At 59.9% G+C, this 26,115-nt stretch carries 28 protein-coding genes; 11 read left to right on the top strand and 17 right to left on the bottom strand.

All coding sequences use genetic code 11. The features are described 5' to 3' along the window. Positions 1-51: 51 nt before the first annotated feature. Positions 52-390 carry a P-II family nitrogen regulator gene (gene glnK, locus MLC70_RS14690; RefSeq protein ID WP_004578958.1) on the bottom strand — a complete coding sequence of 113 codons (339 nt, stop codon included), beginning with the start codon at positions 388-390 and terminating at the stop codon, positions 52-54. Positions 391-776: 386 nt separating this feature from the next. On the opposite strand from glnK, the gene MLC70_RS14685 reads away from it, so the two are divergent. The 3 genes from MLC70_RS14685 to trmB all read left to right on the top strand — a co-directional run bounded on the left by MLC70_RS14685 (position 777) and on the right by trmB (position 3,387). Then, a complete protein-coding gene (locus tag MLC70_RS14685; RefSeq protein WP_248185045.1) occupies positions 777-1,031 on the top strand; it encodes an accessory factor UbiK family protein in 255 nt (84 codons plus the stop codon). 41 nt (positions 1,032-1,072) lie between these two features. Next, positions 1,073-2,596, top strand: coding sequence for a YifB family Mg chelatase-like AAA ATPase (locus MLC70_RS14680; protein ID WP_248185043.1), 1,524 nt, complete (start codon positions 1,073-1,075; stop codon positions 2,594-2,596). Between the two features lie 74 nt (positions 2,597-2,670). Then, entirely contained in the window at positions 2,671-3,387 is a 717-nt protein-coding gene (gene trmB, locus MLC70_RS14675; RefSeq protein WP_248185042.1) for a tRNA (guanosine(46)-N7)-methyltransferase TrmB, read from the top strand. Positions 3,388-3,404: 17 nt separating this feature from the next. Here trmB and MLC70_RS14670 read toward each other — a convergent pair whose 3' ends face one another. From MLC70_RS14670 to MLC70_RS14625, 10 genes are all read right to left on the bottom strand, one after another. Next, positions 3,405-3,869: a hypothetical protein gene (locus MLC70_RS14670; RefSeq protein ID WP_410797646.1), complete on the bottom strand. Its 465-nt coding sequence runs from the start codon at positions 3,867-3,869 to the stop codon at positions 3,405-3,407. Between the two features lie 68 nt (positions 3,870-3,937). Next, on the bottom strand, positions 3,938-5,089 hold the full coding sequence (hemW, locus tag MLC70_RS14665; RefSeq protein ID WP_345799558.1) for a radical SAM family heme chaperone HemW: 1,152 nt from the start codon (positions 5,087-5,089) through the stop codon (positions 3,938-3,940). Then, positions 5,086-5,703, bottom strand: a complete 618-nt coding sequence (gene rdgB / locus MLC70_RS14660) for an RdgB/HAM1 family non-canonical purine NTP pyrophosphatase (protein ID WP_248185037.1) — start codon at positions 5,701-5,703, stop codon at positions 5,086-5,088. Before rdgB ends, hemW begins: the two co-directional genes overlap by 4 nt. Beyond that, positions 5,703-6,152, bottom strand: a complete 450-nt coding sequence (locus MLC70_RS14655) for a DUF4426 domain-containing protein (RefSeq protein WP_410797603.1) — start codon at positions 6,150-6,152, stop codon at positions 5,703-5,705. The genes rdgB and MLC70_RS14655 overlap by 1 nt, the downstream gene beginning before the upstream one ends. After that, the gene (gene metW / locus MLC70_RS14650; RefSeq protein ID WP_248185036.1) at positions 6,149-6,751 is read right to left on the bottom strand and encodes a methionine biosynthesis protein MetW; all 603 of its coding nucleotides are present in this window, start codon (positions 6,749-6,751) and stop codon (positions 6,149-6,151) included. The genes MLC70_RS14655 and metW overlap by 4 nt, the downstream gene beginning before the upstream one ends. Further along, a complete protein-coding gene (gene metX / locus MLC70_RS14645; protein ID WP_248185034.1) occupies positions 6,748-7,896 on the bottom strand; it encodes a homoserine O-succinyltransferase MetX in 1,149 nt (382 codons plus the stop codon). The genes metW and metX overlap by 4 nt, the downstream gene beginning before the upstream one ends. A gap of 122 nt (positions 7,897-8,018) precedes the next feature. Next, positions 8,019-9,983 (bottom strand): dynamin family protein, encoded by a 1,965-nt coding sequence (locus MLC70_RS14640; protein ID WP_248185033.1) that lies wholly within the window; start codon positions 9,981-9,983, stop codon positions 8,019-8,021. 262 nt (positions 9,984-10,245) lie between these two features. Then, positions 10,246-10,827, bottom strand: coding sequence for a YggT family protein (locus MLC70_RS14635; protein WP_248185030.1), 582 nt, complete (start codon positions 10,825-10,827; stop codon positions 10,246-10,248). Between the two features lie 15 nt (positions 10,828-10,842). Next, the gene (gene proC, locus MLC70_RS14630; RefSeq protein ID WP_248185028.1) at positions 10,843-11,673 is read right to left on the bottom strand and encodes a pyrroline-5-carboxylate reductase; all 831 of its coding nucleotides are present in this window, start codon (positions 11,671-11,673) and stop codon (positions 10,843-10,845) included. A 61-nt stretch (positions 11,674-11,734) separates the two neighbouring features. Beyond that, complete coding sequence (locus MLC70_RS14625) at positions 11,735-12,439, bottom strand: YggS family pyridoxal phosphate-dependent enzyme (RefSeq protein WP_248185026.1); 705 nt, start codon at positions 12,437-12,439, stop codon at positions 11,735-11,737. A 51-nt stretch (positions 12,440-12,490) separates the two neighbouring features. Between MLC70_RS14625 and MLC70_RS14620 the strand changes: the two genes are divergently transcribed. From MLC70_RS14620 to MLC70_RS14610, 3 genes are all read left to right on the top strand, one after another. Further along, a complete protein-coding gene (locus MLC70_RS14620) occupies positions 12,491-13,525 on the top strand; it encodes a type IV pilus twitching motility protein PilT (RefSeq protein ID WP_248185025.1) in 1,035 nt (344 codons plus the stop codon). A gap of 47 nt (positions 13,526-13,572) precedes the next feature. Then, on the top strand, positions 13,573-14,694 hold the full coding sequence (locus MLC70_RS14615; protein ID WP_248185022.1) for a PilT/PilU family type 4a pilus ATPase: 1,122 nt from the start codon (positions 13,573-13,575) through the stop codon (positions 14,692-14,694). 122 nt (positions 14,695-14,816) lie between these two features. Then, positions 14,817-16,238, top strand: a complete 1,422-nt coding sequence (locus MLC70_RS14610) for an OmpP1/FadL family transporter (RefSeq protein ID WP_248185021.1) — start codon at positions 14,817-14,819, stop codon at positions 16,236-16,238. A 32-nt stretch (positions 16,239-16,270) separates the two neighbouring features. On the opposite strand, the gene MLC70_RS14605 is transcribed toward MLC70_RS14610, so the two are convergent. Together MLC70_RS14605 and polA are read right to left on the bottom strand one after the other, a co-directional pair. Beyond that, on the bottom strand, positions 16,271-16,651 hold the full coding sequence (locus MLC70_RS14605; RefSeq protein ID WP_248185018.1) for a hypothetical protein: 381 nt from the start codon (positions 16,649-16,651) through the stop codon (positions 16,271-16,273). A 209-nt stretch (positions 16,652-16,860) separates the two neighbouring features. Next, positions 16,861-19,590 (bottom strand): DNA polymerase I, encoded by a 2,730-nt coding sequence (gene polA, locus MLC70_RS14600; RefSeq protein WP_248185016.1) that lies wholly within the window; start codon positions 19,588-19,590, stop codon positions 16,861-16,863. A 108-nt stretch (positions 19,591-19,698) separates the two neighbouring features. On the opposite strand from polA, the gene MLC70_RS14595 reads away from it, so the two are divergent. Beyond that, a complete protein-coding gene (locus tag MLC70_RS14595) occupies positions 19,699-20,037 on the top strand; it encodes a DUF2782 domain-containing protein (RefSeq protein WP_248185014.1) in 339 nt (112 codons plus the stop codon). An 18-nt stretch (positions 20,038-20,055) separates the two neighbouring features. Here the strand turns inward: MLC70_RS14595 and MLC70_RS14590 are convergent, their stop codons facing one another. Then, positions 20,056-20,550: a fibronectin type III domain-containing protein gene (locus MLC70_RS14590; RefSeq protein ID WP_248185010.1), complete on the bottom strand. Its 495-nt coding sequence runs from the start codon at positions 20,548-20,550 to the stop codon at positions 20,056-20,058. Between the two features lie 261 nt (positions 20,551-20,811). On the opposite strand from MLC70_RS14590, the gene MLC70_RS14585 reads away from it, so the two are divergent. Then, positions 20,812-21,228 (top strand): hypothetical protein, encoded by a 417-nt coding sequence (locus MLC70_RS14585; RefSeq protein WP_248185008.1) that lies wholly within the window; start codon positions 20,812-20,814, stop codon positions 21,226-21,228. A gap of 71 nt (positions 21,229-21,299) precedes the next feature. Here the strand turns inward: MLC70_RS14585 and MLC70_RS14580 are convergent, their stop codons facing one another. Beyond that, positions 21,300-21,947, bottom strand: coding sequence for a DUF4124 domain-containing protein (locus MLC70_RS14580; protein ID WP_248185005.1), 648 nt, complete (start codon positions 21,945-21,947; stop codon positions 21,300-21,302). A gap of 6 nt (positions 21,948-21,953) precedes the next feature. Beyond that, entirely contained in the window at positions 21,954-22,592 is a 639-nt protein-coding gene (gene pyrE / locus MLC70_RS14575; RefSeq protein ID WP_248185003.1) for an orotate phosphoribosyltransferase, read from the bottom strand. Between the two features lie 81 nt (positions 22,593-22,673). Between pyrE and MLC70_RS14570 the strand changes: the two genes are divergently transcribed. Further along, positions 22,674-23,480, top strand: a complete 807-nt coding sequence (locus MLC70_RS14570; RefSeq protein WP_248185001.1) for an exodeoxyribonuclease III — start codon at positions 22,674-22,676, stop codon at positions 23,478-23,480. Between the two features lie 66 nt (positions 23,481-23,546). Here the strand turns inward: MLC70_RS14570 and rph are convergent, their stop codons facing one another. Beyond that, on the bottom strand, positions 23,547-24,263 hold the full coding sequence (rph, locus tag MLC70_RS14565; protein WP_248184999.1) for a ribonuclease PH: 717 nt from the start codon (positions 24,261-24,263) through the stop codon (positions 23,547-23,549). Between the two features lie 191 nt (positions 24,264-24,454). Here rph and MLC70_RS14560 point away from each other — a divergent pair, with 191 nt between their 5' ends. Both MLC70_RS14560 and MLC70_RS14555 read left to right on the top strand, forming a co-directional pair. Continuing rightward, a complete protein-coding gene (locus MLC70_RS14560) occupies positions 24,455-25,321 on the top strand; it encodes a YicC/YloC family endoribonuclease (protein ID WP_248184997.1) in 867 nt (288 codons plus the stop codon). A gap of 186 nt (positions 25,322-25,507) precedes the next feature. Beyond that, the gene (locus MLC70_RS14555; protein WP_248184995.1) at positions 25,508-26,068 is read left to right on the top strand and encodes an Arm DNA-binding domain-containing protein; all 561 of its coding nucleotides are present in this window, start codon (positions 25,508-25,510) and stop codon (positions 26,066-26,068) included. The last annotated feature ends 47 nt before the right edge of the window (positions 26,069-26,115 follow it).

Raw genomic sequence — 26,115 nt, 5'->3', positions numbered from 1 at the left:
CTTTTCAGGTTATAAGTTTTTTGCGTTGGCTATTGGGAATTCAGACGGTCGTCAGACCGCTTCCTCGCCGGTTTCACCGGTCCGGATACGAATTGCCTGTTCGAGTTCGGTCACGAAGATTTTGCCGTCACCGATCTTGCCCGTGTTGGCTGCCTTGGTGATGGACTCGATAACCTGGTCCAGCAGGTTGTCGCCAATGGCAACCTCTACTTTGACCTTGGGCAGGAAGTCCACCACGTATTCCGCGCCACGATAGAGCTCTGTGTGGCCCTTTTGCCGTCCGAAGCCTTTCACTTCAGTGACGGTTACGCCTTGCACGCCAATCTCGGATAGTGCCTCACGGACATCATCCAATTTGAAAGGCTTGATGATCGCTGTCACAAGTTTCATTGCTTTCTCCTTGGTAAAGCCGTCCCAACATTGAGGGCCCATTGGCCGTTTGTGTTGAGGTCGGGATGCTGCCACCTCGCACACCAATTGTGCGGATTGCGTACTAGGCTTATAGCATCGGGTGTGCCAACGCAAAAAATGTGTTTAAAACCAGTTGCTTGAGAAGCTGCCGCTCCAGTTTGGAACATTATGCTGCACCAAAACAGAGCAACGGTGTGTGCAGCGAGCCAAATTGGCGCACTGCGGCAACCGTTTCGCCCCGCCATTATACTGCGGACGGCCTACAGTATGGCAGGGCCTGCGATGTGATACACTTCCGCGAGTCCGTTCCGGGCGGCTGAGTCGCGGTCGCGACCGGGAATTGTCGATGCCAGAGAGGTGATTTCGTGAAAGGACCGCAAGATTTTCTGACCCAGCTGCAGGGGCAGTTTGGCCAGTTTGTACCCGACATGGCCCGTGCGGCCCGGGAAGACTTTGAAACCCAGGCGAGGGCCACCGTGATGTCGGTGCTGTCCCGGCTGGAACTGGTAACCCGGGATGAGTTTGATGCGCAGCAGGCTGTGTTGATGAAGACCCGGGAGAAAGTCGATGCGCTGGAAAAGCGCGTGGCTGAACTGGAGAAACGCCTGCCACCCGCCTGAGCAGGTTGCCGCTTGTAAAAAACTGACCATGGAAGGTCGTCATGTTAGCTATAGTCCATTCCCGCGCCAGCATTGGCGTGTCTGCACCGACCGTTACGGTTGAAGTGCATCTGTCCGGTGGTCTGCCGGCTCTGTCCATCGTCGGGCTCCCGGAAACCGGCGTGCGCGAAAGCAAAGAGCGGGTGCGCAGTGCCCTGCTGAATGCCGGTTTCGAATTCCCTGCCCGTCGCATCACCATCAATCTGGCGCCTGCAGACCTGCCGAAAGAGGGCGGTCGCTTTGACCTGCCGATCGCGCTGGGTATTCTCGCCGCGTCCGGACAGATACCTCGAGAAAGCCTCATCGATGTGGAGTTTCTGGGCGAACTGTCCCTGGATGGCGCATTGCGCCCACTCAAAGGTGTGCTGCCTGCTGTGCTGGCTGCCCGTGCTGAGGGCCGCCGCCTGCTGGTGCCGCAGGCGAATGCAGCGGAGGCGGCCCTGGCAAGTGAGGACGATGTATTGGCGGCAGCCCACATACTGACCGTGTGCGAGCATCTGTGTGGCCGCGCCAGGCTGGTGCCGGTGCCGGCCGAGGAGTTGGGCCGGAATGACCAGGCAGGCCCCGATCTGGCCGATGTCCGCGGGCAGAGCGTGCCTCGCCGAGCGCTCGAGGTGGCCGCCGCGGGTGCCCACAACCTGCTTTTTTTTGGCCCGCCAGGGACCGGGAAAAGTATGTTGGCCAGTCGCTTGCCGGGCATTCTGCCGCCGTTAACCACAGACGCTGCGTTGGAAGTGGCCAGCGTGCACTCCGTGGCGGGGCTAGCGGACCGGAACGGCGGTTGGCGTCAGCCGCCGTTCCGGTCGCCGCATCACACAGCTTCGGCGGTGGCCATGGTGGGTGGCGGCAGCAGTCCGCGACCGGGGGAAATCTCACTCGCCCATCGCGGCGTACTGTTTCTGGACGAATTACCGGAGTTTGAACGTCGGGTCCTGGAAGTGCTGCGTGAGCCCATGGAGAGTGGCGAAATTGCGATCAGCCGTGCGGCCCGCCAGGTAACCTTTCCGGCGCGATTCCAGGTGGTGGGGGCGATGAATCCGTGCCCCTGCGGCTACAACGGCCACCCCACCATAGAGTGCCAGTGCACACCCCAGCAGGTAATGCGGTATCGCGGCAAGGTATCGGGCCCCCTGCTGGATCGGTTTGACCTCCATGTGGAGGTTCCGGTGCAGGGCAGTGAGGTGTTGATGCAGCGCCAGCAGGATGGTGAATCCAGTGCCTTGGTTCGTGCCCGTGTGGCGGAAGCCCGGGATCGTCAGCTCCGGCGCGGTGCGGTCAACGCGTCCCTGGCCGGGGCCGCGCTGCACACCCATTGTCGCCTGGACCGTCAGGGCGAGACCTTGCTGTCCGGCGCCCTGGAGAAACTGGGGCTGTCGGCGCGGGCACTGCACCGGATTTTGCGGGTAGCACGAACGCTTGCGGATCTTGACGGTTGCGAGCGCATTGCCAGTGGCCACCTGGTCGAGGCACTGGGGTATCGGAAGCTGGACCGGCAGCAGTCCCGCAGCTCTTTGGTATCAACCTGAAACCGCTCTCTCTGGTAAACTGTCGGTTACTATTTTTAGAACTTGAATCCGCTGCCCGCGGTTGAGGAAGACCGATGACCGATGAGAAAGATCTGTCCAACGAATCACCCGTCACAACCCGCCGGGGAATTCGCAGCTTTGTGCTGCGTCAGGGACGCATGACGGAGGGCCAGAAAAAAGCCTACGAGCGCAGCTGGCCGGTGTATGGTCTCACCCGGGAGCAGGGCATGATCGACCCCCGCGAGGTGTTCGGCCGCGATGCCATGCTCAATCTGGAGATCGGCTTCGGTATGGGCAAGTCGCTGGCGGATATGGCGGAAGCCGCCCCTGAGCAGGACTTCATTGGTGTGGAGGTGCATCTGCCCGGCGTCGGCGCCCTGTTAAAAGAGGTGGAAGACCGCAAGCTGGAGAATGTGCGGGTGTACGCCATTGACGCCAATGATGTGATTGATCTGTGCCTGCCGGATGCCTGCCTCGACCGGGTGATGGTATTTTTCCCGGACCCCTGGCACAAGAAGCGTCACAACAAGCGGCGGCTGGTTCAGCCCGAGTTTGTTCAGCGCATTCGTCACAAGTTGAGGGTCGGTGGGGTATTACACCTGGCGACAGACTGGGAAAACTACTCCGAACACATGATGGAGGTGATGAGTGGGTCGGAGGGCTTCGCGAACACCCAGGAGCCCGGCCAGTTCTCACCGCGCCCGGACGATCGCCCCATCACCAAATTCGAGAAGCGCGGGGAGCGCCTCGGCCACGGAGTATGGGATCTGCTCTTCCACCGCACCAACTGAACGGCCGTGGTCGGGCGTTATCCGTGAGCCAGCGGGTGACGCCTTGCGGCCCGGATGATTACAAGCCCCGCGATTCCCAGCAATAAACCGGTGAACTTGACCAGCGCGCAGAGCGTGGCCGACAGGCTCAGGCTGTCTGTGGGCGGGTTGAGGTTGTTCAGCAGCAGGATGTTTTCCGCCACGTCGCTGATGCCGGCACTCACGAACAGAGCTCGCACCCAGCGCGCCACGTTGCGTTCACGCACCCCGGGACGATCCTGCGTCAGCTGGTTGGTCAGCATCAGCAAGGTGAACACGTAAGCCGGCACCAGCAGGAAATCGAGCCAGAGCGAAACCTGGGCCCAGACCATGGCGTCGCCTCGCCAGCTCCTGAGGATGGCCATGGACTGATCGGCGGTAGCCGCCAGTTGATAGCTCACGATGCCCTGGGGCGCTGAGCTGGTCTGAAGTGGCTGGTTGATTACCAGCAGGGCTGCCAGCATCAGGGTCGTCACGATCACGCCGAGCTTCAGTCGGCCCGGCAGGGATCGGATGATGTTCACAATGTCCATTACAGAAAACGCTCCAACAGGCTGTTGAGATACCTCTGGCCCAGATCTGTTGTTTTGATTCGGTCAGGGTCTAACAGATGTTCCTTCCTTAACTGTTTAAGTTTTACCGCAACTGTGCTCAGGGGTAAACCGGTTCTTGTTCGGAACAGGGATTCTTCAACGCCGTCGGTCAACCGCAGAGCGTTCATCAGGAATTCCAGCGGCAACTCATCTTGCTCGATCACTTCTGATCCCGCTGTGCGGCTGCCAATGCGGTTCAGGTACGCCGTCGGCTGCCGCGTTTTCCAGTAACGTGTGATCGAGTCGGGTCGGGTGATCTTGCCGTGGGCGCCGGCACCCAGCGCCAGGTAATCGCCGAAAGTCCAGTAGTTCAGATTGTGGCGTGAGGCCATGCCGGGGCGAGACCAGGCGGACACTTCGTAATCGTGAAAGCCGTGGGCCCGCAGGCAGTCTCCCCCCCGCTGGTAGATCTCCCAGAGGCGGTCATCATCGGGCAAGGGCGGCGGGCGGCTGTAGAATTCCGTGTTGGGCTCCAGGGTCAGCTGGTACCAGGAAAGGTGGGGTGGCTGCCATGCCAGCGCCGTTTCCAGATCCGCCACGGCGTTTTCCGGGGTCTGCCCCGGGAGGCCGTGCATCAGATCCAGGTTGAAATTGTCGAACCCGGCAACCCTGGCGGCCTCAATGGCCTGATGGGCAGCCCGGTCATCGTGAATCCGGCCCAGTGCTTTCAGGTGGTCCGCATTGAAACTCTGGATGCCCAGTGACAGACGGTTGATGCCGGCGCCGCGAAAAGCCTCAAAGCGGCCCTGTTCCAGGGTGCCCGGATTGGCTTCCAGGGTGATTTCCACGTCCGGGGCAAAATCCAGCCGCTGGCGGAGGGCCCTGAACAGCTCACGATAAAACGGTGCGGACATCAGTGAGGGCGTGCCGCCGCCAATGAAAACCGTCTGAATGGCGCGGTCCTGAACCAGCGCAAGGTCCTGGTCCAGATCCTCGATAAGGGCACGGAGGTAGGGCGTTTCGGGGATATCGCCGGCCAGGGCGTGGGAATTGAAATCGCAGTAGGGGCACTTGCGGACACACCAGGGCATGTGCAGGTAGAGGCTCAGCGGGGGTAGCTGTGCCACGTCCGCCCGTGGTGTGTCGGTCACGCTGAGCTGGCTCCCTGCTCAAGCTGGGTCAGCAACTGGGCGAGAGCGCGGCCGCGATGACTGATCCGGCCTTTCTGTTCCCGCGTCAGTTCCGCCGCACTGGTTCCGGTTTCCGGTACCAGGAATACCGGGTCATAGCCGAAACCACCGTCGCCTTGAGTTGCGCTGAGAATGCGCCCTGGCCAGCGCCCGTGGCAGATCACCGGGGTGGGGTCGTCGGCGTGACGCAAGTACACCAGCACACAGTGGAACTGCGCGCCGCGGTCAGCCTCCGGCACATCGTTGATGGCTGCGAGCAGCGCGTCGATATTGTCACGGTCACTGGCCTGTTCGCCGGCATAGCGCGCCGAGCGGACGCCGGGGGCGCCACCGAGGGCGTCTACCGCGAGCCCGGAGTCGTCGGCAAGGGCTGGCAGGCCGGTGATGCGGGACGCATGCCGGGCTTTGAGAATGGCGTTCTCCACGAAAGTGACGGCGGGCTCCTCCGCCTCACTGACTCCCAGCTCGCCCTGGGCTACCGGTTGCAGTCCCAACGGACTCAGAAGATCGGTCAGTTCCGCGATCTTGCCTTTGTTGTTGCTGGCAATCACCAGCTTGCGATGAGTGTCTGTCATCAGTCGTTGAACAGTGTGTGGGCGAACCGGATTGGCAGGTCCTTGCCACCGCCGGTGGGGCGGGCGGTGATCTGGAAAGTCATCAGCTCCGCGGAGCGATACTGGTATTCCGCGATGAAGTAGACCGCGTCGCCTTCCTGAATGCGCCGAAAAGGCAGAAACCGTGTTTGCTGGATATCATTGAGTACCTTGCCTTCCACCTGGCCCGATACCGGCTCCAGGCCGCCGTCTTCGCCCTCGCGCATGATGGCGATATTGACGATGCCGATGCCCTTGCTGCGGTTGAGGTCGTTGGCCTGAGCAACCTCGGCGCTGAGAAAGGTGCTGGGGAACACGCTGTAGTGCACCTGATAGTCACCGAAGTTCTTGGAGCCGGCGTGGGCAGGGGTGCTGAAGGTAAACAGGCAGATCAGCGCGATGCCCAGCCAATGTTTGAGATTGCTCATCATGGTGTCTCCCGGGTTATACGGTAAATGGCGATTTCCCCCAGCATGTTGGGCCACAACCGGGCAAGCCAGCTGTTCTGGTGCTGCCCGTCGACCACCCGCCGGCTCTTGATGCGAATGTTCTTCTGCCGGCACAGGGCTTCGAAATCCTTGAAAGTGCACAGGCGGATGTTGGGGGTGTTATACCACTTATACGGCAGCGCGTCGGATTCGGGCATACGCCCTTTAAACGTCAGTCCCCAGCGCAGCCGCCAGTGGGCAAAATTGGGGAACGTGACGATACCTTCACGACCGACCCGCAGCATTTCATCCAGCACCATATCCGGGCGGCGAACGGCCTGCAGTGCCTGGGTCATCAGCACGATGTCGAAAGTCTGGTCCTCGAAATTGCCCAGCCCCTGGGTATCCAGGTTCTGTTCGATCACCGCAACGCCACGCCCCATGCAGGTGGTGATGTGATCCGGATTGATCTCCAGCCCAAATCCGGTGGCGCCCCGTTCGCGCTGGAGGAAGTCCAGCAGGGTGCCGTCACCGCAACCGAGATCAAGTACCCGGTGGCCGGGCTGAACCCACTGTTGAATAATTTCCAGATCCAGTCTCATGCGCCCACCTCTCTGGCGACACGGTCCATGTAGGCGGTGAAGATGTCGGTGTAGCGGGGGGTGGGTATCAGAAACGCATCGTGGCCCCAGGGGGCGTCGATTTCCGCGTAACTGACCCGTTTACGGGCAGCAATCATGGCGTTGACCATTTCTTCCGAGCGCGCCGGGGTGAAGCGCCAGTCGGTGCTGAACGACAACACCAGGTATTCGCAGCGGGCCGCCGCCAGCGCTTTCGACAGATCGCCGCCGAACTCATAGGCCGGGTCAAAATAATCCAGTGCCCGCGTCATCAGCAGGTAGGTGTTGGCGTCAAACACTTCGGAAAAGCGTTCGCCCTGATAGCGCAGGTAACTTTCCACCTGGAATTCTGCGTCATAGCCGAACTTGTAGGCCTGGTCCCGCAATTCGCGACCGAACTTTTCGCCCATGGAGGCATCGGACAGGTAGGTAATGTGCCCCACCATTCGTGCCAGCATCAGGCCGCGGCGCGGCAGTGCCTCGAAGTCCTGGTAGCGGCCGTCGTGAAATTCACGATCCGAAGTGATCGCCTGACGCGCCACCTCGTTGAAGGCGATGTTCTGGGCCGTCAGGCGTGGGGTGGACGCGATCACCACTGCATGACGGAGACGGTCCGGGTAATCCAGGCTCCACTGCAGCGCCTGCATGCCGCCCAGGGAGCCGCCCACGACCGCGGCCCAGCACGCGATGCCGAGTCGGTCCGCCAGCAGCGCCTGGCTTTGCACCCAGTCACTGACCGTGATCACCGGAAACTCCGGGCCGTAGGGCTGTGCAGTGGCCGGGTTGATGCTGCTGGGGCCGGTGCTGCCGTGGCAGCCACCCAGATTGTTCAGGCTGACCACGAAAAACCGGTTGGTATCGATGGGCTTGCCGGGGCCAATGCAGCTGTCCCACCAGCCTGGCTTGCGCTCGTCCATGGTGTGGTAGCCGGCGGCATGGTGGTTACCGCTGAGCGCGTGACAGATCAATACAGCGTTGCTGGCGTCGGCGTTCAGTTCACCGTAGGTTTCGATCACCAGATCGTAGCTTTCCAGCGTTTGCCCACACGCCAGAGTGATCGGCGCGTCAAAGTGTAGGGTCTGCGGGGTGACTATCCCGACAGAATCCGTTGGCAGGGAATCGGGCATCGGCGCGACAGGTTCCTGGTTCAGTCAGTGGAAGTCCGGAGCAACACAGGGAGAGAGTGTTTGCCAGCCCAGCAGTTTAAAGGCCGGCTCCGGTGGCTGCAACCGCCGGATGCCCGGGCGCCTCAGACGGCGCCGGAGATGTTCACGACTTTCTGCTGGATCAGCGTGGGGGCCGGCTTGCGAATCTGGCGCTGCATGGCATCGGCCAGTTCCAGTTGGCGGCGCAGGTCGGTAATGGTGTTGTGCAGGCGTTCCCGCTCTGAGCGGCCGTCACGGTCGCTGCGCACCATGTCCCTGAGGCGGCGGATCTGGTGCTCCAGCAGCTGCTTCTGTTCCATGGAATACTGCATGATTGGCAGCAGTGCCTCAGAGGGCCAGCGGTCTACATCGGCGCGGGTGCGCTGGTGCAGAGTGCGGGCTTCGTTCACCATGACGTTGAAGAAGCGACGCACCAGCACAGACTGCTCGGTCAGCAGGTTTTTGGGGCTGATGCGGAAGCGTCGGGCTTTTTTGCGCAGCTCGCGGATCGCAATGACATGGCGTCCCGACCTCAGCGGAATCGGTTCCAGGTGCCGGGCCCGGGTGTCTTCGTTGTAGCGGCGATAGATGGCGCCGACCATCTTTTCGGCCAATTGACCTTCGCTCATCAGATTGTTGAGGTCGCTTTCCAGCAGCTCGAAGAAGTGGTCCATGCCGCGGTTCATGCCCGCGGTGGTCCAGCTTTTCGACATCATCTGGCGCACCTTGTCAGCGTGGCTTTCGAATCGCTCCTCACTAACCAGCTTTCTCAGCATGTTGCCCTGGGAATCCATCAGGCGCCGGCTAGAGCGCAGGGTAATCAGCTTCTTGTAGTAAAAGTCGTAATCTTTCTGGGCGCGGTCGGCGAGGCGACGCAGGGCGGCCTTGTCCATGGTAGCGCCGGAGCATGCCTGCAATTCCTCTTCGAGAGCATAGAGCCGGGTCTGCATGGCGGCCTGACTGTTCTGCAGCATGCCCAGCAGGTCGTTGATCAGGCTCTGGGTGATCAGCTGTTCCTTGTGCATCAGGATGCGCTGAATGATCAGTTGCTCCAGTTGACCAAGATTGGAGCGCTCGAACAGGTCGGTGTTGTTTCTCACCCGCGCGACCAGGCCCTGTTTGGCGGATAGCGGGATCACGTCGCCATGGCGGATGCCCAGATGATCGGCGGTATAGTCGCGTACTTTCTCGATGGCGTCGCGGGTGTGCTGGTCACCTTGCAGGTCATCCCACAGCACGTCGATCTTGTTGAGCACGGCAAAGCGGCCGGCGCGATGGTCCGCATGCTCGGTATCAATATGCTCTTTCCAGATGGTCATGTCGCTTGCGGTCACGCCGGTATCGGCGCTGAGCAGGAAGATCACCGCATGGGCCCGGGGCAGCATGCTGATGGTGAGTTCCGGCTCGGAGCCCAGGGCGTTCAGCCCCGGTGTGTCGAGAATGCGCAGGCCACGCTCGAAGAGCGGATGGCGGATGCTGATCTGGGCATTGCGCCAGGCCGGTACCAGTACATGGCCGGGGTTGTTGCGATCGTGCTCGAGCATGTCCTCGTCGAAGCCGAGTGCCCGCGCCTCGGCCGGCGACACGCTTTTGACTCTGGCCACTTCCGCCAGCACTTCCCGCATGATATCCGGGTTGCGCTCGTCCAGGTCGTGTTTGACCCAGCGCTCCGGCTGTCTGCGCAGGTCCTGCAGGGAAAGATCGCCGGTGCGGGTCTCGATCGGCAGCAGCAACAGGTAGTTGGCGTTGGCGGTGCGATCAAAGAACAGCTCGGTGGGACACATGGTGGTCCGCCCGGCCTGGGACGGCAGCATGCGCTGACCATACTCGGAGAAAAACAGCGCGTTGATCAATTCGGTTTTACCGCGGGAGTATTCACCCACGAAGGCGATGGTCAACTCGTCTTCAATCAGCAGTTCCAGACCGTGGCGAATACGGCCGCTGACATCCTCTGAGAACAGGTTGTTGTCCTGCAACCACAAACGGTATCGACCGATCTGGCGGATCAGTTCTTTCTTCCAGTTGTGGTAAGCCTCTACCTGCTGCGACAGAGTTCCTTGTTTGTTCATCGGAATTTCCTTCTGCGCGACTTCTGGGTAACAGTTTCTGGGTGGATCGAGGTATCTCGGCGCTCGACGGCTGAACCTCGGGCAAGCTACCAACAAGTGTAACGTAACCACCGGATATGTCTTTATTTGTGCAAGCAGGTGTGTATAGCAGAACGTCAGGTTTCGGTCAAAAAAAGACCGTCGAATCAGTAGGATGAATCGACGGTCTGGATGTGATGCTTGGTCTGGAAAGTTGTAACCGATTGTAGTCTTGCGACCTGGTTTACATTCCGGCCAGTGCGCCCATGCCGGCCGCGACCTTCATGTGGTCGATGACCACCGACACCACATTGAGGATCAGAAATACAATGATGGGCGAGAGATCCAGTCCGCCCATGGACGGCATGATGTTGCGCACCGGGCGCATCACCGGCTCGGTGATCTGCGCCACCAGCTGGATGGCGGGATGATGGCTGCCCGGGGCAATCCAGCTTACCACCACCACGGCAATGACGGACCAGAAGTAGATCTTGACGATCAGATCGAGCACGTTCAGTACTGCCCAGACCAGCAGCGTCAGCGGATTGATGCCGGGGATGCCGCCATTCATCGCGACCAGGATCAGGAACAGCGCCAGCGCCTGGATCAGCACCGCCAGCACCAGGGCGGCTCCGTCGATGCCGCCCCAGCCCGGAATGAAGCGCCGCAGGGGGCGCAGTAGCGGGTTGGTGGCTTTTACCGCAAACTGGGAAATCGGATTGTAGAAATCCGCCCGTGCCAGCTGCAGCAGGAAGCGCAGCAGCACGATGGTCATATAAAACGTCGAGGCGATGAGCAGGATGGTGATCAGAATATCAGCCAGCATGAAGCCTTGTCTCCGTTATTGGTTTGCCAGTTCTTTGGCCATGTCTTCAGAGCGCGAGAAAGCGGCGGAGTAGGCTTTCTTGACCAGCTCCCGCAACCCTCCGTCCTCGAAGGTGTGGATCGCGCGCTCGGTCGTGCCACCGGGTGACATCACATTGCGCTTGAGCTGGGCCGGATCGTGTTCGCTGCGACCGGCCATCTCGGCGGCGCCTGCCATGGTCTGGATCGCCAACTGGCGGGCGGTTTCCGGATCGATGCCGGCTTCTGTGGCGGCCTCCTCGAGAGCCTCGAGCATCAGAAAGAAGTAGGCTGGGCCGCTGCCGGAAAGTGCCGTCACCGCGTGCAGCAACGGCTCTTCATTCACCCAGAGGGCCGAGCCGATGCTGCTGAACACCTTTTCCACCATCTGCTTCTGCTTGTCACTGACCTGATCGTTGGCAAACAGCCCGGCGGCACCTTTGCCGACCAGGGAAGGGGTGTTGGGCATAACCCGCACCAGTGGCAAGCCACCGCCGAGCCATTGGTCCAGCGTGCCGGCTTCCAGGCCTGCGGCAATGGAAACCATCAGTGGGCGGGTGTTCTGAACCATCGGTGCGATGTCACGGCACACATCCGCCATGACCTGCGGCTTCACCGCCAGAATGACCAGATCAGCCTGCTGCGCGCAGTAGCGGTTGTCGGTGGTCACGCTGACCCCGAAGCGCTTGCGAATGGCCTGTAAATGACTGTCATCGGGAGCGCTGACCCAGATATCGGCTCCCTTGAAACCGTTGTCCAGCATGCCGCCAATGATGGCGCTGGCCATGTTTCCTGCGCCGATAAACGAAATGGTTGGTGATGTACTCAAGGTTCACTCCACTGTTGAACTGTCGATGATCCGGGCCTGATGATAACAGGAACTGGCGCGTTCAGCTCTTGGCCGGTCTACGGCCGAACAGCGCGGTGCCGACGCGCACCCAGGTGGCGCCTTCTTCGATCGCCATCTCCAGATCCCCGGACATGCCCATGGACAGGGTGTCCAGCGGACCGGCATCCGGATGATTCTGTCGCAGCGATTTGAGCGCGTTGGCCAGGGCGCGGAAGCTGGCGCGCAGCGCCGACTCCGGCTGATCGGGATCGGGAATCGCCATTAACCCGCGCAGCGCCAGATTGGGCAAATCACCGATCTCCGCGACCAGCCCATCGAGCTCGGCCACGGTGCAACCCGCCTTGCTGTCTTCCTCGTTGATATTGACCTGTAGGCAGATATTCAAGGGGGGCATGTGCACATCCCGCTGTTCGCTGAGCCGGCGGGCAATTTTCAGCCGGTCGACGCTGTGTACCCAGGCAAACCCGGTCGCAATCTGGCGGGTTTTGTTGGACTGAATGGGGCCGATAAAGTGCCAGTCGATACCCTCGAGATCGGCCAGCGCGGCCTGCTTGTCGAGCGCCTCCTGCAGGTAATTTTCACCGAAGGCGGTCTGCCCTGCGGCCACCGCTTCGCGCAGTTCGTTCGCCGTGCGGGTCTTGCTGACTGCCAACAGGCGCACGGAATCGGAAGCTCGTCCCGCCCGCAATGTTGCTTTTTGTATGCGTCGGGTTACGCTCCCGATGTTGTCTGCTATGCTGCTCATACTGTGAGTTTGCCGCTTCTGGAATAAAAGAAAAAGCCTTCCGAGGAACCTATGGATATTACCGAACTGCTTGCCTTCTCGGCGAAACAGGGTGCGTCGGATTTGCACCTGTCTGCCGGTTTGCCTCCCATGATTCGTGTTGATGGTGATGTTCGCAGAATCAATCTGCCGCCCATGGAGCACAAAGAGGTGCACGGGCTGATCTACGACATCATGAACGACAAGCAGCGCAAGGATTACGAAGAGTTTTTCGAGACAGACTTTTCCTTCGAGGTACCCGGGGTTGCCCGTTTCCGTGTCAACGCCTTCAACCAGAACCGCGGTGCCGGCGCGGTATTCCGGACTATCCCGTCCAAGGTGCTGACCATGGAAGACCTGGGCATGGGGCAGGTTTTCAAGGATGTGTCCTCGGTGCCCCGTGGCCTGGTACTGGTCACCGGGCCCACCGGCTCCGGTAAGTCCACCACGCTGGCGGCGATGATTGATTACATCAACGACAGCCGTTACGAGCACGTGCTGACCATCGAAGACCCCATCGAATTTGTTCACGAGTCCAAGAAATGCCTGGTTAACCAGCGGGAAGTGCACCGGGATACCCTGGGCTTCAACGAAGCCCTGCGCTCGGCGCTGCGGGAAGACCCGGACATCATTCTGGTGGGCGAGCTGCGGGATCTGGAAACTATCCGCCTGGCGCTGACAGCGGCGGAAACCGGCCACCTGGTGTTCGGCACCCTGCACACCACCTCTGCCGCCAAGACCATCGACCGGGTGGTCGACGTGTTCCCGGCGGAGGAGAAGTCCATGGTGCGCTCGATGTTGTCGGAGTCCCTGCAGGCGGTTATCTCCCAGACCCTGATGAAGAAGATGGGTGGCGGTCGGATTGCGGCCCACGAGATCATGATCGGCACGGCGGCGATTCGTAACCTGATCCGGGAAGACAAGATTGCCCAGATGTATTCGGCGATCCAGACGGGCGGCTCGCTGGGCATGCAGACACTGGATCAATGCCTGGAAAAGCTGTTGAAAAAAGGTCTGATTTCGCGCGAAGCGGCCCGCGCCAAGGCCAAAATGCCGGATAACTTCTGACTGCCGGTGCGCCCTTGCACCCTGGATTGATGAATAGGTAAGACATCATGGAATTCGAAAAACTGTTGCGGCTGATGGTGGAAAAAGGCGGATCGGACCTGTTTATTACCGCAGGTGTGCCTCCGAGCATGAAAGTGAACGGGAAGGTGCTGCCCGTCACCAAGAACGCTCTGACGCCGGAACAGACCCGTGAATTCGTTTACGGCGCCATGAACGACAAACAGCGGGCGGAGCTCGACGAGAGTCACGAGTGCAACTTCGCCATCAGTGCCCGCGGCATCGGCCGCTTCCGGGTCAGTGCCTTTTTCCAGCGCAATCTGTGCGGCATGGTGCTGCGACGCATCGAGATCAAGATTCCCCAGATCGATGAGCTGTCGCTCCCGGAAGTCATCAAAGAACTGGCGATGACCAAACGTGGCCTGATCATGTTTGTGGGGGCCACGGGTACCGGTAAGTCCACGTCGCTGGCCGCGATGCTGGGGCACCGCAACCGCAACAGCCGTGGCCACATCATTTCCATTGAGGACCCCATCGAATTCGTTCACCAGCACCAGGGTTGCATCGTGACCCAGCGAGAGGTGGGCATTGATACCGAAAGCTTCGAAGTGGCCCTGAAGAACACTCTGCGGCAGGCCCCGGACGTAATACTCATCGGTGAGGTGCGTACGCGCCAGACCATGGAGTACTCGGTGCAGTTTGCCGAAACCGGTCACCTGTGCCTGGCCACCCTGCACGCCAACAACGCCAACCAGGCGCTGGACCGCATCATCCAGTTTTTCCCGCCGGAGCAGCACAACCAGATCTGGATGGACCTGTCCCTGAACCTCAAGGCCATCGTTGCCCAGCAACTGGTACCGACGCCGGACGGAACCGGCCGCAAAGCGGTCATCGAAGTGTTGATCAATACCCCGCTGGTCGCCGATATGATCCGTAAGGGCGAGGTACACAAGCTCAAGGAGTTGATGTCCAAGTCCACCGAATCGGGCATGCAGACCTTTGACCAGGCGCTGTACCGGCTGTACGCCGAGGGTTCGATCACCTACGAGGACGCGCTGGCTCACGCCGATTCCGCCAATGACCTGCGCCTGATGATCAAGCTGGGCGCCGACGCCCAGGGTGCGGACAAGCTGTCATCTTCGGTCGACAAGCTGTCAATTCAGGACGATTGAGCGATCTGTCGCCAAATCAGACTTTAGTCTTAAACGGTTAGGTCCCTGAACCAGTAGGGATGGCATTTGAGGCCATTGGCCCGAGATGCGTATACTTCCTCGCAAAATTGAATGGAGGAAGTATGCGCAACAACAAGTCCAAACTTTATTCTGCGATCCGTTTTGTCACCCTGACCGCTGCCGTCGCGCCAGCCCCGGCCCTCGCGGGTGGCTTTGCTCTGAATGAGCAGAGCGCCAGCGCCATGGGCGTTGCCAACGCTGGCACCGCTGCCAATCCCGAGAATGCCACCACGGTCCTGTTCAACCCCGCCGGCATGAGCCAGCTGTCCGGAACGAATCTGTCGTTCGGCGCCGCGGTCCTCGATATCGATGCAGAAGCCAAAAACGACGCGCAGGCAACCAACCAGATCGGCCTCCCGGTGCAGGGCTCCAGCGGTGGCGACATTGCCGATCCAGCCGTGCTTCCGAACCTGTACATGACCCACGAAGTCAGTGATTCCGTTGATGTGGGTTTTGGCATTCACGCGCCTTTCGGCCTCGCCGCAGACTATGAAGACGATTTTGTTGGCCGCTATTTCGCCGACGAGACCGAGCTGACGGCGATTTCGTTCAGCCCCTCCATTTCTGTGAATAACGGCAACGGCCTGTCGATGGGGGCGGGCATCAATATTATCTATGCCGAAGGCAAACTGACCCGATTCCTCGATAATTCCGCTTCCAGCGTTGCTGTCACCGCGCCCAGCGGCACACCAAATCCCGGCTTTTACGATGAGGGCTACGCGGACATCGAAGGTGATGACGTGGGCGTGACATTCCGCGTCGGCTTCCTCTACGAGTTGTCGGAACAGACCCAGTTCGGTCTGATGGCGCAGACCGGCACTGAGCTGAATCTCGAGGGCGACGCCGAGCTGAGCAACTTCGTGAATCCCGCCAACGGCGTGGTGACACCGACCAGTGCCACTGAGAAAGTTGAGGTGCCGCTGGCGATCCCGGAAAGCATCACCTTCGGCGCTCGCCACCATTTGACGGACACCGTGACCCTGCTGGCGGGCGCGACCTATGCCAAGTGGAGTCGGTTTGAAGAGCTGGACATCGTAAGCCGTGAAGCCGGTGGTGAAGTCACCCAGGCGCCGCAGGAAGGCGCTGTGCTCAGTCACGTTACTGAAAAATGGCAGAACACCTGGCAGTTCAATGTGGGTGCGATCTGGCAGGCCACGCCGGAGTGGGCCTTCAAGACCGGTTATGCGTTTGACGAATCACCGGTCAACGACGACTTCGTAACGGCGCGCATTCCCTCCAATGACCGCCACTGGCTCACGCTGGGTGCTCAATGGGCTGATCAGCGCAGTGGCTGGACCGTGGACGTGGCTGCCGGCACGCTGATTTTCGACGGCAACGGTCGGGTTGATGAGTTCAACTATGCGCACGAGAACCCGTCACAAGTCGCCGAGCTTCAGCCGGGTGTAACGGATCAGAGCAACTACCAGGGCGAGTACGAGCTTGAAGCCTGGAGTGCCGGTATCCAGGTCAGCAAATCCTTCTGAGCACACTGCAGTAACAGGCTGACCGGTCCCGGTCAGCCGACCACCTGGCCACGATAGATCACCTTGGTACGTCGTGGCTTCGCTTCCTCGCCCTCCGCCTCCGTGTGCTGTTGTTCGCGGCCTTCGTCAGGAATTACCTGCCCACGATACGTGCGCTTGCCGCTTTCCGGCGCGTCAGCCTCCGGTGCCGGTATATCCAGTTGCGGTACCCGCTCCACCAGGGTCTCCCAGGTGCGGGTCAGTTGTGTGGAGCGTGTCTTGCGGGCGTAGTCCGCCAGCTGCGCTTCGAGGTGTTCTTCGGTCAGGTGCAATTTGACGCCAAATTCGGTGTGAATCAGGCGGCGGCATTGGTGCACCAGTTTCAGCAGGCCCGGGTCCAGAAGCCAGCTTCGTTGAGATGCCAGAGATGTCATGGTAACGGCCTCGGAAACGATGTGTCACAACCTGGCTCCGTGCTGAGTAGCGGGAGCCGACAACAGGATTACTTGCGAATTTCGTGCCGTGTCGTGAAAGGCGCCAGTGGTGGCGGTTGGTTTCGATATTGTGACCGGAAACGGGGCGTCGCCCCGTTTCCTGCCCCAAAATGACCCGTTTTCAGGGCGTTATGGTCTGGCGGCTGGCGTCAATGGGCTTCGTCCCAGTTATCACCGACGCCCGCTTCCACCAGCAGCGGTACGTCCAGGCTCGCCGCTGCGGACATCCGCTGCACCAGGCCCTTGCGGATGGTCTCCACCACGTCCTCCCGCACCTCCAGGATCAGTTCGTCGTGTACCTGCATGATCATACGTGCGTCGTCGGCGTGGCTGTGCAATAGCCAGCGTTCCACGTCAATCATGGCCCGCTTGATGATGTCGGCGGCGGTACCCTGCATGGGTGCGTTGATGGCGGTGCGTTCGGCGGCCTGCTGCATCTGCTTGTTGCGGGCGTTGATTTCGGGCAGGTACAGTCGGCGGCCGTACAGGGTTTCCACGTAACCGTCGTCGTGAGCCTGCTTGCGGATGTTGTCCATGTATCGGAGCACGCCGGGGTAACGTTCGAAATACCGGTCGATGTATTCCTGGGCCTGGTTGCGGCCCACATCCAGCTGGCGGGCCAGCCCGAACGCGGACATGCCGTAGATCAGGCCGAAGTTGATGGCTTTGGCACTGCGCCGCTGGTCACCGGTGACCGCATCAACAGCCACCCCGAACACCTCCGCCGCTGTGGCCTTGTGGATATCCTCACCTTTTTCGAAGGCGGTCAGCAGGCCTTTGTCGCCAGACAGATGCGCCATGATGCGCAGCTCGATCTGGGAGTAATCCGCGGCCACCAGTTTGCAGCCCTCCGGGGCAACAAAGGCCTGACGGATGCGTCGGCCCTGTTCGCTGCGAATCGGAATGTTCTGCAGGTTGGGTTCCGATGATGACAGGCGACCGGTTGCCGTGACGGCCTGGTGATACGAGGTGTGAATACGCCCGGTGCGGTGGTGAATCAGCACCGGCAGGGTGTCGGTATAGGTGGACTTGAGCTTGCTCAGGCTGCGATGTTCCAGGATCAGTCGGGGCAAGGCGTGCTCGTGGGCCAGTTCCTGCAGCACCGGCTCCGCGGTGGAGGGCGCTCCTTTGGGGGTTTTCTTGATGACCGGCAAGCCCATCCTGTCATAGAAGATGACCTGTAACTGTTTGGTGGAACCCAGGTTGAACGTTTCGCCGGCCTCTTCGTGGGCCTCTTTTTCCAGCTCGGCCATGCGTTCCGCCAGTTCCTGGCTGTGCTGCTTCAGGGTGCTGGCACAGATCATTGCGCCGCGCTGCTCCATGCGGGAGAGCACCGGCACCAGTGGCAGATCGATCTCCTCATACACCGATTTCAGCTTGCCGGTTTCTGCCAGCCTGGGGCGCAGCACCTGGTGCAGCCGCAGGGTGATGTCGGCATCCTCCGCCGCGTAGGGGCCGGCTTTGTCCAGATCAATCTGGTTGAAGGTCAGTTGTTTGGCGCCCTTGCCGGCGATGGACTCGAAGGTGATGGTCTGCTCGTCGAGATACTGTCTGGCCAGCGTGTCCATGTCATGTCGGGACGCCACTGAGTTGAGCACGTAGGACTCGAGCATGGTGTCTTCGGCAATGCCCTCGAGGGTGATGCCGTGGTTGACCAGCACATTTTTGTCGTACTTCAGATTTTGCCCCAGCTTGGGCCTGGCCGGGTCTTCCAGCAGAGGCTTGAGCTGCGCCAGCACGGCGTCGCGATCCAGTTGCTCCGGGGCCCCCATGTAGTCGTGGGCCAGCGGCACGTAGGCGGCCTCGCCCGGCTCGATGGCGAAGGAGACGCCAACCACCTCGGCATCCATATACCGCAGACTGGTGGTTTCGGTGTCGAAGGCGAACAACGGCGCCTGCCTCAGCCGCGCCAGCCACTGATCGAAATCGGCCTGCTCGGTGATCACCGTGTAGCGCTTGTCGACTGGCTCGGCGGTTGCGTCGGCACTCGTATCCGGCGTCCGGTCAGACCCGGTGCCGGTACTCTCCAGCTCCGCCGTCCAGGAGCGCAGCTCATATTCGCGGAACAGTTCGAGCAGTGCGTCGTTGTTCTGGTTCCGCAGCTGGAGATTTTCCAGCCCGAAGTCCAGTTCCACGTTGGTGCGGATGGTGGCCAGGTCGCGGCTCAGTGGCAGTATCTCCAGCGCTTCCCTGAGGTATTCACCGATCTTGCCCTTGACCTGGTCGGCGTTCGCCATGATCTCTTCAAGGCTGGGGTGTTCCTGGAGCCATTTGACCGCGGTTTTGGGCCCGCATTTATTGACGCCGGGAATGTTGTCCACCTTATCGCCGACCAGTGCGAGGTAGTCGATGATCTGCTCCGGGGTTACGCCGAACTTGTCCACCACGCCGTCCCGGTCCATGCGGGTTTCGGTCATGGTGTTGATCAGCGTCACGTGGTCGCTGACCAGCTGCGCCATGTCCTTGTCGCCGGTGGAAATCACCACGTCGATTCCTTTGCTGGTGGCTTCGTGGGCGAGGGTGCCGATCACATCGTCGGCCTCCACGCCGGGCACGATCAGTAGCGGCAGTCCCATGGCCTTGACCATCTCGTGGATGGGCTCAATCTGGCAGGCCAGGTCGTCTGGCATCGGCGGGCGGTTGGCCTTGTACGCCTCATACATGTCATGGCGAAAGGTTTTCCCCTTGGCGTCAAAGACGACCACCATTTTCGATCCCGGAAAATCCTGCTCCAGCCGGCGCAGCATGCTGATGACGCCTTTGATGGCGCCTGTCGGGTGGTTCTTGCTGGTGGTCAGGGGCGGCAGGGCATGGTACGCCCGGAACAGATAGGAAGAGCCGTCTACAAGAACAACCGGTGGGGTCTGTTGCTGTGTCATATCAAAACAGGTCCGGAATGTGATTGAAGCGTGGGTTGCCATGTGCAACGCTATAGTCATAAAGGGACAATTGCTGTCGCCATAGTTGGACAAAAGGGTATCACGAAAATGAAACGAATCGCCTGCCTCGGTGTTGCCTCCCTGCTGCTGTCCGCACCCATTTCCGCGCAGGACAGAGGAGGGCTGGATCAGGAGGTGGTCGCCACGCCACAGGAGCCGCTGGTGGTGTCTGATTACCAGCCCTCCTCGGACGGTGCCCAGATCGTGATCCGCCCCGGTGATAACGAAGTGTTCTATGAATACCGGGTCAATGGTCAGCTGGTTGAAATCAAGGTAGTGCCGGAGGTGGGGCCGGAATACTATCTGGTGCCCGCCGACGGTGGCGGGTGGATCCGCGAGGATCAGACCGACATGCTGGTGCCAAGCTGGGTCATATTCCGCTGGTAGTTCGCCGGTTGCGAGTGCTCAGCCCTGTCGCATCTGGGTGAGATTGATGGACACCGGCGTTGAGCGGCGGCTCTCCAGGCCATTGTTATCCACTGTGGTGATGCTGAATTCGTACGCACCCGGTGGCAAGGTGTTCAGAGTGAACCGGTTCTTTTGTGGGCTGTCGACCGGAATCACTTTGAGTGTGTTTTCGTGTTTCAGCCGATAGTAAATGCGGTAGCCGCTGATCTGGCCGGGATAGAGTGATGAGCCGTCTTCCCTTGTCAGCGGGGCGTTCCAGGTCAGTGTCGGAGTGCGCATCCGCTGCTCAGTGCCGCTGTCCTGCCCCAGCGCGGTACGAAAGCTGCCCATGGCTTTGTCCAGCCGCTGTCCGGCGATGGATGCCGCCTGATCGGTGCTGGTTTTTGACGCCCGTGAGTCCTCCTGGCAGCCCGCCAGAATAAGTACGCTTGCCAGCGTTGCGCTGAGGGCAAGGCTTCGCCCCCGCAGAGTCTGCATTGGTCTGGTCATCATGATGTTCTCGCCATTTTTCTTGTTGCCCGGATCGGGCGATCCGGGAGCGCGCAGCCTGAATAATGCGGAGAGACGGGCTTTGAGATCAGGTTGAAATTATGCGGTGACGTGGAAAATCATCAAATGAACAATCTTTAAGTTCGGTAATGGGTCACACATTGGCTTTTAGTATGAACATTCTAATTTTTGACCGTAACCTGATGTTGTGAATTAGGGATCCGACAGGAATCCACCCTTTATATCATCTCAGGAGAGAACATTATGGGTAAGCTCAAAAGCTATCAGGAACAGCTTCAGGAAATCGTGGAAAAAGGCATCAATGCCGCTGAAGACCAGCAGAAGAAGCTGGCTTCCAAGCCGTTCGACTACGCTGAGAAGCTTGAGTCAGAAGCACGCGAGTACAGTGTCAAGACTCTGCGTACCCGTTACTACGGTTACAGCGAGAACCTGTTCGAGCAACTGCGTACCCTGAACAGCCGTTTCGGCAACTTCGCTGCGGATCTGGTTGCCAAGCTGGAAAAAGAAGCGGCTGAAGGCGCCGACGCAGTTTCTGACGCAGCAGGCGAGGTTTCTGAAGCTGCCCAGTCAGCCAAGAAATCTGTTGCAGCCAAGAAGCCTGCAGCGCGCAAGACCGCCGCTCGCAAGCCGGCTGCCAAGAAAACCACCGCTTCTGCCTGATAGGTCGTAAGACGGTGCGAAAAGGGCCACCCGAGGGTGGCCCTTTTCTTTGATTGCTCAAAACAGGTTGATCAGTTGCCCGGTTCGGGCGGCTCAAGTGGAAGGGTTCGCGGCTCGCCGGTGATCTCTTCAAGGCGGCGTATGTCGGCCTCGTAGCCATCCCTGAGGTCCTGTATTTCGGCATTCTGGATCGCAATTTCCCGCTCTATGTCGCGAACCTGGGCTTCAAGGCGCCGGATTTTTTTCAGGGTGGTTTCCGGCACTTCGCGCCCGGCGCGCTCCATGTCGGCGGCACGGCTCTCTTCGTTATTCAGTTGGCTGACAATGACGGAAATGTTGCCCCGCTTGAGTTGGCTCAGACTTTCCAGCTCACGGACCTTGCGGTGCATGGCACTGACGGCCTGATCCGGATGGCTGAAGCGTTTGAGCAATTTGCGGTCCTGCTCTTGCTGCCGCTTCTGCGCTTCCTGGCGCTTTTCCTCAGCTTCGCGGGCGGCTATTTCCTCCGGGGTCGGAGCCGGGGCAACCGATTCGACGACACGTCCTTGGGTATTCAGGATGTCGTAGCCCCGCCGGGAAGCCTCCTGGGGGATGGTGTTGCTGATAACCATCTGGCCGTTTTCATCCGTGTAACGGTACATTTGTGCCTCGGCGACCGTTGCGGCAAACAACAGAGCGGAGGCAGATGCTGCGAGTGAAAACCGGGTCAGACATTTCATGGATATTCAGACTCCGTAACGGTCCCGATACTGGGCGACGCGACTGGCGTGGTCGGCGAAATCCGGACGCTTGCTCAGGTAGTCGAGAACCTGTTCAAGCCGGATGATGCTGACGACGGGCAAACCGAATTCCTGTTCCACCTCCTGGATGGCGGACAGCGCGCCATTGCCGCGCTCCTGTCGGTCCAGGGCAATCAACACGCCCGCGGGCTCGGCGCCTGCGGCGCGGATCAGGTCGATGGACTCGCGAATGGCCGTGCCGGCGGTAATGACATCATCAACGATCAGCACTTTGCCCTCAAGTGGCGCGCCGACGATGTTACCACCCTCGCCATGGTCCTTCTTTTCCTTGCGGTTGAAGGCAAACGGCTTGCTTTGGCCTTCAGAAGCCAGCGCCATGGCCGTTACCGTGGCCAACGGAATGCCCTTATAGGCAGGCCCGAAGATGATGTCATAATTCAGGCCGCTGCACTGCACGGCGGCGGCATAAGCTTTGCTTAGTTCAAGCAGGTCCTCGCCGGTATTGAACAGCCCGGCATTGAAGAAGTATGGGCTGGTGCGTCCGGACTTGAGGGTAAATTCGCCAAAACGCAAAACGTTACGGCGGATGGCAAACTCAATGAAATGTTGCTGATAGTCGTGCATGGCAAGGCTTCTGGCGGGTGTGGATCTTTAATTAAAGCGTAAAACCGGTATCATACACACAAACCGAATCAGGAAACACGTATGCGGGTAGTAACAATCAGCGTCAACGGCCTCGCCCAGGCGGTTGAGAAAGGTTTCTTCGAATGGCTGGCCGGGCAAGATGCCGACGTGGTCTGCGTTCAGGATCACCGCATGCGCGCCTACGAAATCGAGGACTTCAACCTGATTCCGGAAGGCTACGAGGCCTACTTCATTGATGGCGAGAACAACGAGGACGGCGGCGTGGGCATCTATACCCGCCACTTTCCCAAAGCCATCATGTACGGCTTCGCCAATGAGCAGGCGGATCGTGAAGGGCGATTCATCCAGGCCGACTTCGACAAGGTGTCGGTGGCCTGTGTGCTGGCGCCCTGTGCGCTTGGCCGTGAGGACGAGCTCATTGGCGACAATGACCTGACGGTGCTGGATCACAAGGACGACTTCATGGAAGCGTTCGGCCTGCACATGCAGAAGACATTGCGCAAGCGCCGCCAGTTCATTTTCTGCGCCAACCTGCAGACCGCCCATCACGTGACCGACGCCAGCCCGCTCTATCATCAGCTGGACGCCTCCGGATTCATGCCCCATGAGCGGGCGTGGCTGGATCGGCTGTTCGACGAGATGGGCTGCGTGGATGGATTCCGCGAGATCAACAAACAGAGCAATCAGTTTACCTGGTGGCCAGAACAGACCGAGGGGTCGCGCAAGAACGCCGGCATCCGGGTGGATTACCAGCTGATGACGCCGGGTATCCGCAAGACGATTCTGGATGGCTGGATTGATGACGGCACCCGTTTTTCCGATCACGCGCCGGTGATCATGGACTACGACATCGAAATCGGTTTCTGAGTCTGGGAGAGCGCCGTCGGTCGGATCAGGCGCAAGCCCTGATCCGACAACAGCTTACCCGGTAACTTATCCCTCCAGAGCCGCCTTCTGAATCTCAAACAGCTGCTCAATACCCTGCCTGGCTAACGTCAGCATGCTGTCCAGCTCTTCCTGCACAAACGGCGCGCCTTCGGCGGTGCCCTGTATCTCGATAAAGCCACCGCGGTCGGTCATGATCACGTTCATGTCGGTTTCGGCTTCGGAGTCTTCCGGGTAATCCAGGTCCAGCACCGGCGTACCTTTGTACACGCCGACACTCAAGGCTGCGACCATCTGCTTCAGCGGTGATTTCTTCAGGCGTTTTTCCGCCACCAGATGATTCAGGGCGTCAACCAGGGCGACGCACCCACCGGTGATCGCCGCGGTACGGGTGCCACCATCGGCCTGGATGACGTCGCAGTCGATGGTGATGGAGTGCTCGCCCAGGGCACTCAGGTCAACCGCAGCGCGCAGAGAGCGGCCGATCAGGCGCTGGATTTCAACCGTGCGCCCACCCTGTTTGCCGCGGGCCGCTTCGCGGCCCATGCGGCTGCCGGTGGAACGGGGCAGCATGCCGTATTCGGCGGTGATCCAGCCTTTGCCTTCGCCGCGCAGGAAGGGCGGCACCTTGTTTTCCACCGAGGCGGTACAGATGACCTTGGTGTCACCGAATTCGACCAGTACCGAGCCCTCGGCGTGGCGGGTGTAGTTGCGGGTGATTCGGATGTCTCTCGGTTGTTCCGGCGTTCTTCCGCTGGGTCGCATAGTGTGTCCTGATATTAGTAGTGGATGTCCGGGGCGGTGCGCCCGGCGTTCGGAATAGGATAACGGCGGAGTATAACACGGTGAGGCAGTGGTCTGTTCCGGTGCGGCTCTCCGGCTTTGGTCGGGTTCGCGGTTTCGCGCCGCACCCTGTTAAACTCGAAAGATTGCATCGACAGACCAATGGAGCTGCCATGATTCGAAGCATGACTGCCTTTGCGCGCCAGGACACACAGGGTGACTGGGGAACGCTGACTTGCGAGATTCGCACCGTGAATCATCGTTACCTGGAGCCGTCGTTCCGTTTGCCGGAAGCGCTGCGGGAGCTTGAGAATGCCTTTCGTGAGCAGCTGCGTAACCAGCTCAAACGGGGCAAAGTGGACGTGTCGATGCGCCTGCAGACGGCAGAAAGCGCCGCGCAGAACTTCGAGGTCAGCGACGACATGGCCCGTGCCGTCAACGAGGCGGCCAACCACGTCAACCGGATTCTGGACAATCCTGCCCACATCAACGCCCTTGATGTCTTGCGCTGGCCCGGCGTGCTGTCGGTGAAAGAGCTGGATTACAGCCCCGCTCGCGATGCCGCGGCGGAACTCTTCGAGCGCACCGTAGCTGATCTGGTCACCGTTCGGGAGCGGGAGGGCGAGCGTCTGCGGCCGCTGTTCGAGGACCGGCTTGAGACCATGGGGCAGCGGGTCGAGGAAGTGCGTGAGCTGATGCCGGAGTTGGTCAAAGCTCAGGAGCAACAGCTCAGGGATCGCTTCGAAAAAGCCCGGGTCGAACTGGATCCTGAGCGGGTGGCGCAGGAAATGGTGATGCTGGCCCAGAAAAGCGATGTGGCTGAGGAGCTGGATCGCCTGGATGCCCACATCTCCGAGGTGTCTGACACCCTGACGTCCGGCGACGCCATCGGCCGTCGTCTGGATTTCCTGATGCAGGAGCTGAATCGCGAGGCCAACACCCTCAGCAGCAAAAGTATCGATGCCCGGGTGACCCGGGTGGCGGTGGATCTCAAGGTGCTGATCGAGCAGATGCGGGAGCAGGTCCAGAACATTGAATGATGTTCTTAGACGTTCATTTGTGTTCTTAATGTCAATATAAATCAAATATTTATGTAATTTTGACGGTCATGATGTTCGTGTAAGTTCTGCCAAGTTTGGGTAGTGGTGGGTAGTAGATTGGGGAGTGTTTTCTCGCTATATTGTATCGGCGAGATTGTACTCCCCAATTTTTTTTGAGGCAGGAAGGTGGGCAAGCTACACGACAAAACCGTCAAGAAATTGATCAAAGAGAAGCCATCCGTTCGGCATGCCGACGGCAATGGCCTCTACCTCATGACCCCGAAGCGCGGCGACGCTTACTGGATGCTGCGCTACACCACGCCAGCTACCAAGCTCCGGCGTGAATACACCATCGGCAAGGTGGACGACTGGTCACTGGCCGACGCCCGCGATGAAGCGGCGAAGCTGAGGTTGGCGATCAAGCGTGAGGGTGCTGATCCGGTTCAGGAACGGCAGAAGGTCAATCAAAACCCCTTCAAAACGCTCAATGACCTATATGCTGACTACTACGAGCTTCGCAAGCGAGAAATCGCGTCCCACCAGAAAGAAAAGAGCCTGTACGAGCGCGAGGTGGCCTGGCGCATCGGAAAGGTGGAACTGGAAAAGATCCGGCCAGTGGATATCAGCGAGATCCTGCGCGACGTGGCCAATGGCTATGACCCTGAATCAGTGACTTTGCAGGCCAGTATACTCCGCAAAGCGCCATCGGCGCTAACGGGAGCCATCACTTGGTCAAAAGCAGGTTGATAATGCCGGAACGTGCAGTCTGACGTCGATCAGCGGCCAAATTTGGG

It is taken from the genome of Marinobacter goseongensis (assembly GCF_023156235.1).
In the GTDB taxonomy this organism is placed as follows: domain Bacteria; phylum Pseudomonadota; class Gammaproteobacteria; order Pseudomonadales; family Oleiphilaceae; genus Marinobacter; species Marinobacter goseongensis.
This window is presented reverse-complemented; position numbering and strand designations above follow the sequence as displayed.